This window comes from Nocardioides acrostichi (assembly GCF_015319165.1).
Lineage (GTDB): Bacteria > Actinomycetota > Actinomycetes > Propionibacteriales > Nocardioidaceae > Nocardioides > Nocardioides acrostichi.
Genome location: NZ_JADIVZ010000002.1, coordinates 596675 through 611457 on the forward strand (window position 1 = coordinate 596675; position 14783 = coordinate 611457).

Below are 14783 nucleotides of genomic sequence, written 5' to 3' on the forward strand. Positions count from 1 at the left end.
AAAAGTCGTGGCAGGTCACGTGAAAACTGGTGACGGCTCAGCGGAAAACTCGTGGCAGGTCACGTGAAAACTGGTGACGGCTCAGCGGAAAACTCGTGGCAGGTCAGCGGCGGGAGGCGCGGGCGGCGGGCTGCTCGGCCATCGCCCAGCGGATCGTGCCGGTGGCCAGGGTGCCCAGGGCGCGCACGGTGGTGCGCTCGCTGACGGGCAGCCACGGCAACCGCAGGGGCCAGCGGGTCCAGGCCGGCATCAGGCCGACACCGGCGGCGGCGATCACGCCGTACGGCGCTCGCGCGGGCAGCGGCAATGGAGGCTGGAGCAGCAGGAACCGGACGGCGTCCCTCGCCTCGGGCGTGCCGGCGAGCTCGGGACGGAACTCGTCGAGGGCGGCACCCAAGTCGGCCTCCGTGCGGGGCGGGTCGACCACCCCGAGGCGGGCACCGACCTCGGCCACCTGGGCGACGTACTCGTCGCGACCCGCCTGGTCGAGCGGTCGCGCCCCGTAGACCTGGTGGGCCCGCAGGAAGGACTCGGCCTCGGCGACGTGCACCCAACGGAGCAGGTGCGGGTCGGAGGCGGCGTACGGGCTGCCGTCGGGCATGGTGCCGCCGATCGTGCTGTGCACGGCGCGCACCACGTCGACGGCCCGTTGGGCGTCGGCCGCGTGGCCGAAGGTGGTGGTGGCCAGGAACGTCGAGGTGCGGGCGAGTCGGCCCCACGGGTCGCCGCGGTAGCCGCTGTGCTCGGCCACGGCGCGCATCGCCGCAGGATGGAGGGTCTGGAGCAGGAGCGCGCGCACGCCGCCGACGAACATCGAGGCGTCGCCGTGCACCCGGGTGATGGCCGAGCCGGCGGGGAACCATCGCGGCCCGGGGCGACCGTGGATGCGGTCGCGCTCGCGGTCGCCGTCGGGCCCGGCGACCCGGGCGAACAGCGCCGCGCCGAGCTGCTGGCGGGCGGATCCGAACACCGCTCCCGGCATCTACAAGACCCCGAGCAGCACGACACCGACGACCAGGAGGGTGATGACCGCGATGAGGGCCAACAGGCTCGCCCTGCCGGGTCGCTTCTGCTTCTCGAACCCCATCGCACCGGCTGTGAACTGGTGCAGCGGCTGGGCGTAGAAGACGGGCACGGTCTGGCCCTCGGCCACGTCGACGTCGAGCGAGGCCTGGCCGTAGCGCCGCAACCACTGGCAGGAGACCTCGACGCGGTGGCGTCCCGGCGGCATCGGGATCGGGGTCGTCGAGTAGTTGCGGATGGGCACCGGGTAGCCGTTCACGGTCACACTCGGAGTGACCATGCTGGCGGTCATGGGGTTGCCCTGCACCGTGAAGTCGATCCAGCCGACGGGAGGATCGCCCGGCCGCTGGCCCGCAGGTACCGGCTGCTCGCTCATGCCGACCAGCGCCGCACCCACAGCGCCTGGGCAGAGGCCGCGAGCTTCTCGATCACCGCGTCGGGCAGCGGGTCGGAGGTGTCGGTGACGACGTAGCCCTGCTCTCCCTGGGTCGCCAGGAACTGGCCGGTGACATTGGCGCCGGAGTCGGCGACGAGTTGGTTCACCTCGGCGAGCACCCCCGGCACGTTGACGTGTAGGAAGCCCATCCGGTGCCCGGACTCCAGGGCCGGGGCCGCGACGGCGGGCAGGTCGACCGACAGCTCGGTGCGGCCCTCGAGGGCGAACCCGGCGAGCTTGTTGGCGACGAAGTAGCCGATCTCCTCCTGCGCCTCCTGCGTCGAGCCGCCGACGTGCGGGGTGAGGATGACGTTGTCGAGGCCACGCAGAGGCGACTCGAACGCGTCGCCCTGCGCCTTGGGCTCGATCGGGAACACGTCGAGCGCCGCACCGGCGATGTGCCCGGAGAGGATCTGCTCGCGCAGCGCCTCCGTGTCGACCACCATGCCGCGAGCGGCGTTGACGAACAGCGAGCGCGGCTTCATCTTCGAGAACTGCTCGGCGCCGAAGAGACCCGCGTTGCCGGGTCGCCCGTCAACGTGCAGCGACACGACGTCGGCCTGCTCGAGCAGTTCGTCGAGGGTGCGCATGCGGCGGGCGTTGCCGTGGGCCAGACGGTCGGCGGTGTCGAAGAAGATGACCCGCAGCCCCATCGCCTCGGCAAGGTTGGAGAGCTGGGTGCCGATGTTGCCGTACCCCACGATGCCCAGGGTGCGCCCGCGGATCTCGTGGCTGCCCTTGGCCGACTTGTCCCACACGCCGGCGTGCATCTTCTCGGTCTTCTCGGCCAGCCGCCGCGCGAGCATGACGATCTCGGCGATGACGAGCTCGACCACGCTGCGAGTGTTGGAGAACGGCGCGTTGAAGACGCCGATGCCTCGTGCTGCGGCCGCGGCCAGGTCGACCTGGTTGGTGCCGATGCAAAAGCAGCCGAGGCCGAGGAGGTCGGGGGCGTGGTCGAGCACCCGCTCGGTGACGTGGGTGTTGGAACGGATGCCGAGCAGGTGCACGCCGGGCAGCGCCGCGATGAGGTCGTCCTCGCTCATCGAGTGCGACAGCAGTTCGACCTCGAAGCCTCGACCGGTGAGGATCTCGACGGCCAGCGGGTGGATGTTCTCGAGCAGGAGCGCCTTCACCCCTCCAGGGTAGTGGCCCGGGTCGAGAGACGGTTCACTGCAACCTCCGGCCCCTCCCGTGCGTCTTCTCTTCGTGCACTCCCTCCCCAGGCTCCGGCGCGCCGCGGTCCGGATCGTCGACGCGCGAGGCCGCGCCCTCGGGCTCGTACTCGTGACCCTGCTGCTGGCCGGGGTCGCCGGCGGCGGTCTCGTGATCTGGCAGTACGACACCGGTTCGGCGCAGCAGCCGGGCGCCGACGCCGGGGCGCAGCAGCGCCAGCGAGAGGCGCTCGACGACGCCGCCGAGCGCCGTGCGCAGGCCGCGGGTCGGCGCGACGGCGAGCCCGGCGCCGGCGCTCCCGGCGAGCGCCGCGGCGACGAGCCGCCGACCGCCCCCGGGCTGGAGGACGGTCGGCCCAACATCCTCTTCATCAGCAGCGACGACCAGACCGACCTCGAGATGAGGTGGATGCCGAAGACACGGCGGCTGCTCGGCAGACACGGCATCGACTTCACCGACGCGATCAACCCGCACCCGCTGTGCTGCCCGGCGCGTGCGGAGATCCTCACCGGCGAGTACGCCCAGAACAACGGGGTGCGCCACAACGACGGCCCGTTCGGTGGCTTCTCGGCGTTCAAGCGGCACAATCTCGACGACAACCTGGGCGTCTGGCTCCAACAGGCCGGCTACCGCACCGGCTTCATCGGCAAGCCGCTCAACGGCTACGTGGAGCACCGTGCCCGGCCCGAGGGCTGGGACCGCTGGAACCCGACACTGCTGCGCTCCTACGGGTACACCGACGTCGACTACGAGCTGCCGGTCGGTGACAAGGTGCTGCCCGGCTACGTGACCGACACCAACACGGCCCTCGCGCAGCGCATGGTGCAGCGGTGGTCGGTCAAGCGTCGTCCGTTCTTCATCTGGATCTCCCAGGTCGGTCCCCACGACGCCTATGTCGATGGTCGCGGGTGGGGTCCGCCGGTGCCGGCGGACCGGCACGCCGATCTCTTCGCGAACCTCAAGCTCCCCAGCAGGCATGACCCGGGTCTCACCGAGGACGTCTCCGACAAGCCGCTGTCGGTGCGACGAGCCCCCCAGCACGACCTCGCCGAGCGCACCGAGTGGTTCCGGCAGCGGGTGCGCTCCCTCCAGGCGATCGACGAGAGCAACGCGCGCATGGTCCGTGCGCTCGCGCGGGCCGGCGTGCTCGACCGGACGCTGGTGATCTACACCTCCGACAACGGCTACGAGCTCGGGCAGCACGGGCTGTGGGGCAAGAACCTGCCCTACGCCGAGAACCTCCAGATCCCGCTGCTGATGCGCGGGCCCGGCATCGCCGAAGGCGCCACCAGCCTGCTGCCGGCGACCACGGTCGACCTCGCGCCGACGTTCCTCGACGCCGCCGGCGCGCTGGACGACGTGCGCGCGAGCGGGCGCACGGACGGCGAGTCCCTGCTGCGCATGCTGACCGGCAGTGCAGAGACGTCGAGCACGCAGCTGATCCAGGCCGGCACCGCCGATGAGCGGGCGCTGGACGCGATGGGCTGGGCCTGGCGCGGCGTCCGTACGCCGCGCTACACGTGGCTGGTGCGCTGGACCGGCGTCGAGGAGCTCTACGACCACCGCCTCGACCCCCACGAGCTGCACAACCTCATCCGGCCCGACGGGTCGCTGCGCAAGCCGGCCTACGTGCCGGTGCGCGACGAGCTCCGGGCGCGCTACGAACGCCTCGCCGCGTGCCACGGGGTCGCCGCGTGTGAGCGGCAGCCCTTCGGCCCCGACCCGCTGCCGGTGGCCGGCCGCGGCTGAGGTGGTGTCGGCCGGCCCGGGCACCCCGCTCCTGCGAGGCTCTCGACCGGCGGCCCGGGTCGTGAGAGCATCAGCCACCGCCTGACCTCGGGAGCCCCCATGTCGACTCGATCGATCCGGTCCGTCCTCGCCGCAGCCACCTGCGCCGTCACCACTGCCGCACTGGCCCTGGGTCTCGGCGGTCTCGCGCCGTCGTCCGCCACGCCCGCGCCGTCGACCGGGGTGAACGTGAAGCAGGCACCCGAGCCGCCGGTGGTGCCGATCCACTGGACCCGCTGCGCCGGTGGCTACCTGCACGACATCGGTGCCCAGTGCGGCGTGCTCACGGTGCCGCTCGACTACAGCGACCCGACCGGGCGCACGATCAACCTGGCCGTCTCGCGGGTCAAGCACACCTCCAAGATCTTCAAGGGCGCGGTGTTCACCAACCCCGGCGGGCCCGGAGGGTCCGGCCTGACGCTCTCGGTGCTGGGCGCCTACGTGCCCGGCAAGGTCGCCAGCCGTTACGACTGGTACGGCATGGACCCCCGCGGCGTCGGCTCCAGCCGACCGGTGCTCTCCTGCGACCCCGACTACAACACCCTCGACCGCAAGCCCTACGTGCCCTCGAGCCCGGCGATCCTCTCCTGGTGGCGCGACAAGACCGACACCTACGCCGCCGACTGCGCCAGCGGCGAGAAGGGCTCCGGGCGCAAGCTGCTCGATCACGTCCGCACCACCGACAACGTCGAGGACTACGAGATGCTGCGCCGGGCCATCGGCGAGGAGCAGATCACCTTCTACGGGTTCTCCTACGGCACCTACATCGCTCAGGTCTACGCCACCGAGCACCCCGACTCGCTCAAGGCGATCGTGATGGACGGCGTGGTCGACCCCACCCGTGTCTGGTACCAGGCGAACTTCGACCAGGACATCGCCTTCCAGAAGACCGTGCGCAAGTTCTACGCCTGGCTGGCCGACCACAAGGGCACCTACCGGCTCGGTAGCACCCGCGCGATGGTCGAGAAGCGGATCGCCGCGCTCCGTACGCGACTGACCGACAAGCCGATCATCGGCGTCGGGCCCGACGAGCTCGACGACGCGATCCTCTACGCCGGCTACTACAACCTCACCTGGCTCCAGGTGGGCCACGCTCTCGACGTGCTCAAGCACGACGGCAACGCGCATCCGGTCAAGCGGATCTACCGAGGCGGGGCGCCCAAGGGCGACGACAACGGCTACGCGATGTACCTCGGCACCATCTGCTCCGAGGCGCCGTGGCCCAGCGACTGGCAAACGTGGGCCGACGACACCTGGGCCGTGCACGACCAGGCGCCGTTCTACGCGTGGGGCAACACCTGGTTCAACGCGCCGTGCCGCACGTGGCCGGTCGCCTCGACCGACCCCGTCGACGTCGACGGCTCGGAGTACACCGGCCCCGTGCTGCTGCTCAACGAGACCTACGACGCGGCCACGCCGTTCTCCGGTGCGCTCCAGGTGCGTCAGCTGTTCCCGACCGCCTCGCTGGTCGAGGGCGTCGGCGGCACCTCGCACGCGGTGAGCCTCTACGGCGTCGCATGCACCGACGACACCGTCAAGAACCTGCTCAAGGACGGCTCCCTGCCGCCGCGGTCGGAACAAGACGGCGTCGCCGACAAGAAGTGCCCGCCGCTCGCGCCGCCGAACCCGCGCCAGGCACGGCCGGTGATCGAGCGGCCTGGACTCCCGCTGTTCCGCTGAGGCGCCCGGTTCCGCTGAGACGCTCGCCGAGCTCGCGATGATGGTCATCGCCACGGCCTTGCGGCCGCTGGCCGCGCGACAACAATGAGCGCATGAAGCTCCTGCTCACCTCCGGCGGCGTGACCACCCCGAGCATCCGGACGGCCCTGGCCGACCTGCTCGGCAAGCCGATCGACCAGGCGAGGGCGTTGTGCATCCCGACCGGCACGTACGGCCACCCGTTCTGCGACCCCGGCACCGCATTCCGGTTCGTGACCGGCACGTCGACGACGTTGACGCAGCTCGGCTGGGCGTCGGTGGGTCTGCTGGAGCTCACCGCGCTGCCCTCGATCGGCGCGGAGAGGTGGATGCCGTGGGTGCGCGAGGCCGACGTCCTGCTCGTCGACGGGGGTGACGCCACGTATCTGACCCACTGGCTGCGCGAGTCCCGCCTGGCCGACCTGCTGCCCGAGTTGCACGACACCGTGTGGGTCGGGCTCAGCGCCGGCAGCATGGCACTCACGCCGCGGGTGGGCAGCGACTTCGCGCACTGGTCCGACGACGACCGTGGCCTGGGCCTGGTCGACTTCTCGGTCTTCCCGCACCTCGACGTGTTCCCCTCCAACACCCTCGAGACGGCACACGGCTGGCGGGCCGAGGTGGGCGTGCCTGGGTACGTGCTCGACGACGCCTCGGCGCTCACCGTCGTCGACGGTCGGGTCGAGGTCGTCTCCGACGGGCAGTGGCACCTGCTCGACTGACGACACGGCCCAGTCGGATCAGGCGGGCCGCTCCAGGTCGTCCCCGCCGCCGGACGCGGTGATGGCGAGAGCCCGCAGGTAGCCCGCGAACCCTCCGGGCGTCCTCCCGGCCGTCCGGGCCGACGTGCGCACCGTGTTCCCCCGCCGCGGCCGGACGCCGGCTGCGAGGGCACGCCGGACCAGGTCGACGTCCTCGTGTTCGGCCAGGTCGCGGAAGCCGCCGAGTCGGCGGTAGGTGTCGAGACGGATGCCGAGGTTGGCTCCGTGCACCCGCAGGTCTGCGGCGCCGGCCGGCTCCGGATGCAGCCGGTGCCAGGCCAGCAGGAGCGCGGGATCGACGCCGGTGGGATCCGGCTCGACGGCTCCCAGCAGGAGTCGGGCGCCGGTGTCGGCGGCGCGGAGCTGGGCGACCAGCCAGTCCGCGGGCACCTCGGTGTCGGCGTCCGTGCAGGCCAGCCAGCCGCGGTGCGCCGGGCCAGGCCACTGGACCGCCTCGACACCGAGACGTCGGGCCGCGCCCACGGATCCGGCATCGACCGCCAGCGTGGTCACGGCAGCGCGTCGGCAGACGGCCTCCGAGTCGTCCGTGCAACGGTCGAGCACCACGAGCACCGTGACCCGCGTGCCCGGCAGCACCCGCTGCGCGTACGCGCTGGCGGTGCCCAGAGCGGCCAGGCAGCCGGGCAGCAGCTCGTCCTCGTCGTGCGCCGGCACCACGACGCCGATGTGCCAGAATCCCGCGCCCGGCTCACTCATCGGCCACCGGCCAGCCCCCCGTGGCGAGGACGACGACCTCGACGTCACGCTCCACGTGTCGCACGGCGACCCGGGCGGTGCCGTCCCCGGTCAGGTCGTCGACGAACGCCGTGTGCACGGCGTCGGCGTCCAGGGGCCAGCCGTACACCGGGTGCCGCCAGTGGCACAGCAGCACCACGGCCTCCGCCGTGAGCGAGTCCCGTACCCGCGCCACGAGGCCTCGCAGCTCGACGGGGCTGAGGAAGTAGCCGACCTCGGAGCAGACGACGAGGTCGAAGCGGCCCTCCGGCCACTCGTGGGGCACGCGACGGCGCTCCACGCGCACCTGGGGCGCTGCCTGCAGCCGACGTCGGGCGGAAGCCACGGCCTGAGGGCTGGAGTCGATGGCCAGTACCCGCTCCGCGCGGCCGGCCAGCGACTCGGCCAGCGAGCCGGTGGAGCACCCGACCTCGAGCACGTCGCCCAGGTCGCGCCACGGCAGGCAGGCGAGCACCAGCGCGCGTTTGCGCTCCTCGTACCAGCGCTCGTCGACGCCCCACGGCTCCCGGCCCTCATGGTGCAGGTCGTCGAGCGCCGTGTCGTCGGTATCGCCCGGTGTCGCCTGCACGAACACCTCGTGGTCGTCGCAGAAGTGCGCGAGGAAGGTCTCGGAGAGCAGCACCTCGTCACCCGGCGCGGAGGAGAGCGGGGCGACCTGGGTGAGGTGGGCCTGCATGGCCCGCGACTTCGCGGAGCGCTCCGGTCCTCGCAGCGGCAGGGCACGCAGGACGTCCCACGGGGCGTCGGTCGGCGAGCCCCAGTGCCAGAACCAGACCGGGTACTCCAGCAGGTCGGCGTCCGTGCGCTGGGCGGCGGTGGCGGCGGCCCGACCGGCTGCCTCGTGGTCGGGATGCCCGTCGCCCCGCCAGGGCGCCACCACCAGCGGTCGTCGGGCCCCGCGCAAGCGTTCGACGACGTGGGCGGTGATGAGGTCGAGGTGGGCGGCGACCTCGCCGTCCGGCAGGCCGAGCAGCACGGCGGCGCACCGCGGCGAGAGGGCACGCACGGCCGCGTGCAGCTCCTCGCGGCGCAGCCGGGCCAGTCTCTCGGGGGAGTGGGTCGGAGAGTCCGGGTGGCTGCGCTCGCCGGCGGTCAGCACCACGACCTCGGTGCGGACGCCGTCGGCGGCCGCGCGGGCCAGGAGCCCGCCCGCTCCCAACGTCTCGTCGTCGGGGTGTGCGGCCACCACCAACACGAGGTCGTGCTCGGCGAGCCAGTCGGGCGCCAGGGCGGGCATGGCCTGCCACTGCGGTGCCCCGCGCCACGACTCCCGCGCGGTGCCCGCGTCGCGGTGGTCGAACGTCGTCACCTGCGCGGTCACCGGCCGCCGGGGTCGAGGGTGTGAGGAGTCTCGAGCAGGGCGCGGCCGAGCGCGGCGGAGTCCCGCTCGGCGTGGTGCTGGCGCAGGTAGACGGTGAGGTCGGCGACCCGCCGGGCGTGCTCCTCGTCGTAGGTGAGCGGCGCCGGTCCGAGGGCGTGGCCGCACCGGTCGAGCACGTCCTCGGCGGCGTCGTGCACGACGTGTCGCACCCTGGCGGCCCGGATCGCGGACTCTGACCCGTCCGCACCGTGCCGTCCCTCGTGGTCGACCTCGCGCGCGGCGGCGCCGAGCAGGGCGCCGGCGGCGGTCAGTGCGGCGTCTGAGGCGCCGAGGTGCATGAGCGCGATCTGGTCGGGTTGCCGAGCGCGCGAGGCGGCTTGCAACCGGGCCAGCAGTGCGAGTGCGGCGCCGTACCAGACCGCGGCGACGCCGATCCCACCCCAGGCGAAGCCGGGGCGGTCCAGGTACCAGCCGGTGCGGCCGACCGGTTGCGCGGTCACGTCGCGGCACCGGATGGACGCCGTCGGCAGGTCAGCCAGGCCGCGCGAGACCCATGACTGCGCCACGTGCGAGAGACCCGGGTGGCTCGTGCTGACCGCGAACATGCGGCGGGCACTGCCGTGGTCGACCCAGGCCGTCACCAGACCGCGGTCGACCACCGCGGCCAGCGAGCACCACGGCTTGACGCCGTCGAGCAGCCAGCTACGCGAGCGCTCGTCCCACCGGGCCGCCAGCGGCGCGTCGCCGCCTTCGGCGGCCCACACGCCCCACGTCTCGTAGCGACCCGAGAGGTGCAGCTCGTCGGCCTCGCCGAGGATGGCGAGCGCGTCGAGATGTGGTTCGAGCACCCGTGCCCAGGTCAGATCGCGGGCCGCCACGGTCGCCAGCACCGACCAGCGCACCGCCGTCGCACCCTCGCCGGGGCGGGGCACTCGGCGTCCGACCTCGCGTGCCCAGTCGACGGCGGCGCTCAGGTCGGCCGGACCCGTCGGCACCTCCTCGGCCAGGGACGCCACGAAGTCGACACAGCCCTCCGCCCCGGGCAGGACGACGGTCGCAGGGCAGGCTTCGACGACAAGTGAGCTCACGTCTCGATCCTGTGTGGCGGCGTGGTCGACTCGATGCACCCTCAGGGGTGTTTGAGGTACGCCCCCGGCGTCGCCCTATGCTCGCCAGGCATGGAGGCCGGTGAGCGGGTGCGCGTGGCGGTGGTCAACGACTACGTGCTCGTGGTGGCCGGGGTGGCGAGCGTGCTCAGCGCCTTCGCCGATCGGGTCGAGGTCGTCGAGGTCGACAGCGCGATGCCCGTGCTCAGCGACGTCGACGTCGTCCTCTACGACACCTTCGGCCAGGCTCAGGGGGGCGATCTGCGTCCCGACGCGATGCTGGCCGGCAGCCAGGCCCGCCTGCTGGTGTTCAGCTGGAACACCGACCGACGCCTGGTCGAGGACTCCCTCGCCGCCGGGGCTCACGGGTACGTCGCCAAGTCCGCCTCTCCGGAGGAGCTCGTGGCGGCCATCGAGGCCGTCGCCCGGGGCGACATCGTGCGGCCTCCGTCCGCCGACGAGGAGCCGGTCGACGGCGACGTCGGCCGCTGGCCCGGCGACCGCGAGGGGCTCAGCCCGCGCGAGGGCGAGGTGCTGGCCCTCATCTGCCAGGGACTCTCGAACGAGCAGGTGGGTCAGCGCGCGTTCCTCGGCAAGAACACCGTCAAGAGCTACGTGCGCTCGCTCTACCGCAAGATCGGCGTCGAGAGCCGCACCCAGGCCGTGCTGTGGGGCATCGACCACGGCTTCGCGCGCGATCACGAGCGGCAGGTCGTATCCGGGGCGGCCGACTAGCGAGGCCCCGGCCGTGCCCGCACGTGAGGCCCGGACGTCCTGCCCGACGGGGTGTCCCATGTCACAGATGCTTCCGTTGGTGAAATGGTTGCATGATCGATAACGTTGACACGTGCACACGATCGCCGACGAGCTTCTCGAGAGCCTCGAGACGTTCATGGGCCGCGTCTTCGCCCAGGCTCAGGCGGAGTCGGTCGACGCCTTGCTCGACAAGGAGCTCTCGATCACCCACGTGCGAGCGCTGTTCGTGCTGGCACAGCGCGAGACGGCCGTACCCATCAGCGACGTCGCGCGCACTCTCGGCATCTCACCGGCCACGGCCGGTCGCGCGGTCGACCACCTCGTGCGGCACGGCATGGTCGAACGCAACGAGAGCGCCGAGGATCGGCGGGTCAAGCACATTCGACTCTCGGCGCTCGGCTGGCAGATCACCGACGAGCACAAGGAGGGCAAGCGTCGCGTGCTCGCCGCGATCGTGCGCCGCATCCCCGACCCGCAAGCGCAGGCGCTGATCGACGCGCTGCGCCCCATCCTCGCAGGCGACGTCCTGCACCTTCCCCCGAAGGAGACTCATGGCTGAGGCCACCGCATCCCCCGTCGTGGTCGACCCCGACGACGACAAGATCACCAAGGAGATCCTGCTCGTCTCCGGCGTGGTCGTGCTCGGCGCCATCATGTCGATCCTCGACATCACCGTCGTCAACGTCGCCCAGCGCACCTTCATGCAGGTGTTCGACGAGCCCAACCTCTCGACCGTCGCCTGGACGGCGACCGGCTACACGCTGGCGCTGGCCACCGTCATCCCGGTCACGGGGTGGGCGGCCGACCGGTTCGGTACCAAGCGCCTCTACATGAGCGCCATCGCCTTGTTCACGCTCGGCTCCCTGCTGTGCGCCACCGCGTGGAACATCGAGAGCCTGGTCGCCTTCCGGGTGCTTCAGGGGCTCGGTGGCGGCATGCTGATGCCGCTGGGCATGACGATCATGACCCGGGCGGCCGGTCCGCACCGGATGGGTCGCCTGATGGCCATCCTGGGCATCCCCATGCTGCTCGGCCCGATCCTGGGGCCGATCCTCGGCGGCGTCTTGATCCAGAACCTCTCCTGGCACTGGGTCTTCCTCATCAACCTGCCCATCGGCGTCGTCGCCCTCGGCTACGCGTTCACCGTGCTGCCGAAGGACGCCCCCGAGCCCACCGAGACCTTCGACCTCGTCGGCATGCTGCTGATGTCGCCCGGGCTGGCGCTCTTCCTCTTCGGCGTCTCCTCGATCCCTGAGAAGGGCACCGTCGAGGCGACCCGCGTGCTCGTGCCCACGCTGATCGGGCTGGCGCTCCTCGTGACGTTCGTCTTCTACAGCTTCAAGCCGCGGCACCCGCTGCTCGACCTGCGGCTGTTCCGCGACCGCAACCTCACGGTCTCGATCCTCACGATGGTCCTGTTCATCATGGCCTTCTTCGGCACCCAGTTGCTCGTGCCCACCTACTTCCAGCAGGTGCGTGGTGAGTCGGTGCTCAAGGCCGGGCTGCTGGTGGCGCCGCAGGGTCTCGGCGCCATGCTCACGATGCCGATCGCCGGCAACCTCACCGACCGGCTGCCGATCGGGCGCATCGTCCCGTTCGGCATGCTCGGCATCCTGCTCGGCGTGGGTGGCCTGACCATGAACACGGGTGCGGACACGCCCTACTGGCACGTCATGCTCTGCCTCTTCGTCATGGGCCTGGGCATGGGCGGCACGATGATGCCGCTGTTCACCTCGGCGCTGAAGACGCTCCCGGCCAGTCAGGTCGCGCGTGGGTCCACGCTGCTCAACGTTGCCCAGCAGGTGAGCGCCTCGATGGGCGTCGCGATCCTCACGGTCGTGCTCACGAGCTCGATGCGGGACTCCGACGTCATCTCGGCCGCCTCCGCGGTGGACGCCGCCCAGCAGAGCGGCAGCACTCCGCCCCAGGCCGCGCTCGAGCTGGTGCAGCGGCTCGGCGACGGCTTCGCCCACGCCGTCACCGTGGCCATGGCCGACGCCTACAGCCACGCGCTGTGGGTCGGCTTCGCCCTCCTCGTGGCGGCGTGTGTGCCGATCGCCTTCCTGCCCCGTGGCATGGAGTCCGTGCCCGACGAGGACGACGAGGCCGCACCCGTGCTCATGCACTGATCGGCACCGGTCTGGTCGGCACCGGTCTGATCGGCACCGGTCTGGACGCGCACAGAACGGGCGGGCTCTCCTGGGGGAGGGCCCGCCCGTTCGTCGCGCCGAGGGTCGAAGCCGCCGTCAGTCGCCCTTGACGTTCACCAGCTGCCGCAGCGTGTGCCGCACCTCCACAAGGTCGGCGGCGTCGGCCATCACCTGGTCGATGGGCTTGTAGGCCGCCGGAATCTCGTCGAGGAAGGCGTCGGTGTCGCGGTACTCGATGCCGACCATCGACTCCCGCAGCTGCTCACGGGTGAACGCCTGCCGCGCCTTGCTGCGGCTGTAGGCCCGGCCCGCACCGTGCGGCGCCGACTGCAGGGCCACCGGGTTGCCCTTGCCGACCACGACGTAGGACGCCGTCCCCATGGAGCCCGGGATCAGCCCGGGCCGACCCGCCTCGGCGTTGATCGCACCCTTGCGGGAGAGCCACACGTCACGACCGAAGTGCCGCTCGCGCTCGGTGTAGTTGTGGTGGCAGTTGATCTCCTCGCTGCGCACGACCTCGTCGGCAGACGTGGCCCCGACCCACTCGGCGAACTGCCGCACGACTCGATCCATCATCTCCTCGCGGTTGAGCAGGGCGTAGTGCTGCGCCCACTGCATCTGCGCGATGTAGGCGCCGAACTCGTCCGTTCCCTCGACGAGGTAGGCGAGGTCGCGGTGCGGCAGCTCGATCCACCACTTCTCGCACAGCTCGCGGGCGATGCCGATGTGGTGCTGCGCGATCCGGTTGCCGACGCCGCGGGAGCCCGAGTGCAGGAACAGCCAGACCCGCTCCTCCTCGTCAGCGGTCACCTCGATGCCCTGCTCGATTCAGTGGGGATTGCCCGCGCCGAGGGTGCCGAGCTGGAGCTCCCACCGCTTGGCGTACCGACCGGGCTCGAAGTCCGCCTGCTCGGCCTGCACGGTGAGCTGCTCGAGCCGCGCCCGCGTGTGGTCGCGGCTGACCTTGCGGTTGAAGGCACCGGCCGACAGCGGGACGGCGCGCTCGATGGCCTCACGCACCGGCGTCCGGTTCTGTGGCAGCTGCTCGCGGCTGTACTCGGTGCGGACGGCGATCATGCCGCAGCCGATGTCGACGCCGACGGCAGCCGGCATCACGGCGCCCAGGGTCGGGATGACCGACCCCACGGTGGCGCCGAGGCCCAGGTGCGCGTCGGGCATGAGCGCGACGTGGGGGTGGATGAACGGCATGCGTGCCGTCGTCACCGCCTGGTCGCGGGTGCCCTGCTCGAGGATCGAAGCCCAGCTGATGAGCTTCGCGTTGATCTTCTCCATGGTCGTGTTCTCTGCTGTTCCCTCTCGGTTGAGTCCGCCCCCGCTCTCGCAGGCGACGGGCACCGGCCCTCGCCGGCACGCCGCCGACGCTAGAGGTCGCAGATCAGGTTGCACCTGCGGTTGTGCGTGTGCCACCGAGCCCCACCGGTGGTTGAGCCGTGAGGAGCGCCAGCGACGAGCGTGTCGAAACCCGGTGGGTGCGGTGGTTGAGCCGTGAGGAGCGCCAGCGACGAGCGTGTCGAAACCCGGTGGGTTCGGTGGTTGAGCCGTGAGGAGCGCTAGCTGTTCTGATCACGGACGTTAGGCACCGGCGTGGCTGCTGGACGATGACGAAGACCTCCGGGTGAGGTGTGGAGCTACCACGCACCCACACCTGAATCACCACGGAGGTCGGGGCCTGACCCCGGTTCTTGGACACGCTGAATCCAGCATCTGGTGCTGGGGAAGCGAGATGATCCGAGAATCATGGCCAGGAAGAACTACTCCGAGGAGTTCCGTCGTCAGGCCGTCGACTTGTAC

12 protein-coding genes and 1 pseudogene are annotated in these 14783 nt (G+C 71.5%); 6 read left to right on the plus strand and 7 right to left on the minus strand.

Features of this window, described 5'->3' with window-relative positions; genetic code table 11:
* Positions 1-103: 103 nt before the first annotated feature.
* The 3 genes from ISG29_RS07740 to serA are packed head-to-tail and all read right to left on the minus strand — an operon-like array spanning position 104 to position 2595.
* Positions 104-982 carry an oxygenase MpaB family protein gene (locus ISG29_RS07740; RefSeq protein WP_194502775.1) on the minus strand — a complete coding sequence of 293 codons (879 nt, stop codon included), beginning with the start codon at positions 980-982 and terminating at the stop codon, positions 104-106.
* The gene (locus ISG29_RS07745) at positions 983-1399 is read right to left on the minus strand and encodes a hypothetical protein (RefSeq protein WP_194502776.1); all 417 of its coding nucleotides are present in this window, start codon (positions 1397-1399) and stop codon (positions 983-985) included.
* Positions 1396-2595 carry a phosphoglycerate dehydrogenase gene (serA, locus tag ISG29_RS07750; protein ID WP_194502777.1) on the minus strand — a complete coding sequence of 400 codons (1200 nt, stop codon included), beginning with the start codon at positions 2593-2595 and terminating at the stop codon, positions 1396-1398. Before serA ends, ISG29_RS07745 begins: the two co-directional genes overlap by 4 nt.
* A 58-nt stretch (positions 2596-2653) precedes the next feature.
* Here serA and ISG29_RS20745 point away from each other — a divergent pair, with 58 nt between their 5' ends.
* The 3 genes from ISG29_RS20745 (at position 2654) to ISG29_RS07765 (ending at position 6843) form a co-directional block, all read left to right on the plus strand.
* The gene (locus ISG29_RS20745) at positions 2654-4384 is read left to right on the plus strand and encodes a sulfatase family protein (protein WP_194502778.1); all 1731 of its coding nucleotides are present in this window, start codon (positions 2654-2656) and stop codon (positions 4382-4384) included.
* A 99-nt stretch (positions 4385-4483) separates the two neighbouring features.
* Positions 4484-6103, plus strand: a complete 1620-nt coding sequence (locus tag ISG29_RS07760; RefSeq protein WP_194502779.1) for an alpha/beta fold hydrolase — start codon at positions 4484-4486, stop codon at positions 6101-6103.
* Between the two features lie 92 nt (positions 6104-6195).
* Positions 6196-6843: a Type 1 glutamine amidotransferase-like domain-containing protein gene (locus ISG29_RS07765; protein WP_194502780.1), complete on the plus strand. Its 648-nt coding sequence runs from the start codon at positions 6196-6198 to the stop codon at positions 6841-6843.
* Positions 6844-6861: 18 nt separating this feature from the next.
* Here the strand turns inward: ISG29_RS07765 and ISG29_RS07770 are convergent, their stop codons facing one another.
* Genes ISG29_RS07770 through ISG29_RS07780 form a run of 3 tightly spaced genes read right to left on the minus strand, consistent with a single transcriptional unit; the run spans position 6862 to position 10047 of the window.
* Positions 6862-7599 (minus strand): glycosyltransferase, encoded by a 738-nt coding sequence (locus ISG29_RS07770; RefSeq protein WP_194502781.1) that lies wholly within the window; start codon positions 7597-7599, stop codon positions 6862-6864.
* Positions 7592-8959, minus strand: coding sequence for a PIG-L family deacetylase (locus ISG29_RS07775; protein WP_194502782.1), 1368 nt, complete (start codon positions 8957-8959; stop codon positions 7592-7594). Before ISG29_RS07775 ends, ISG29_RS07770 begins: the two co-directional genes overlap by 8 nt.
* Positions 8956-10047, minus strand: coding sequence for an acyl-CoA dehydrogenase (locus tag ISG29_RS07780; protein ID WP_194502783.1), 1092 nt, complete (start codon positions 10045-10047; stop codon positions 8956-8958). The genes ISG29_RS07775 and ISG29_RS07780 overlap by 4 nt, the downstream gene beginning before the upstream one ends.
* 90 nt (positions 10048-10137) lie before the next feature.
* Between ISG29_RS07780 and ISG29_RS07785 the strand changes: the two genes are divergently transcribed.
* From ISG29_RS07785 to ISG29_RS07795, 3 genes are all read left to right on the plus strand, one after another.
* Entirely contained in the window at positions 10138-10800 is a 663-nt protein-coding gene (locus ISG29_RS07785; protein ID WP_194502784.1) for a LuxR C-terminal-related transcriptional regulator, read from the plus strand.
* 112 nt (positions 10801-10912) lie between these two features.
* The gene (locus ISG29_RS07790; RefSeq protein WP_194502785.1) at positions 10913-11380 is read left to right on the plus strand and encodes a MarR family winged helix-turn-helix transcriptional regulator; all 468 of its coding nucleotides are present in this window, start codon (positions 10913-10915) and stop codon (positions 11378-11380) included.
* Complete coding sequence (locus ISG29_RS07795) at positions 11373-12950, plus strand: DHA2 family efflux MFS transporter permease subunit (RefSeq protein ID WP_194502786.1); 1578 nt, start codon at positions 11373-11375, stop codon at positions 12948-12950. The genes ISG29_RS07790 and ISG29_RS07795 overlap by 8 nt, the downstream gene beginning before the upstream one ends.
* 117 nt (positions 12951-13067) lie before the next feature.
* Here ISG29_RS07795 and ISG29_RS07800 read toward each other — a convergent pair.
* Positions 13068-14264 (minus strand): annotated as a pseudogene (locus ISG29_RS07800) (RtcB family protein).
* Between the last annotated feature and the right edge of the window lie 519 nt (positions 14265-14783).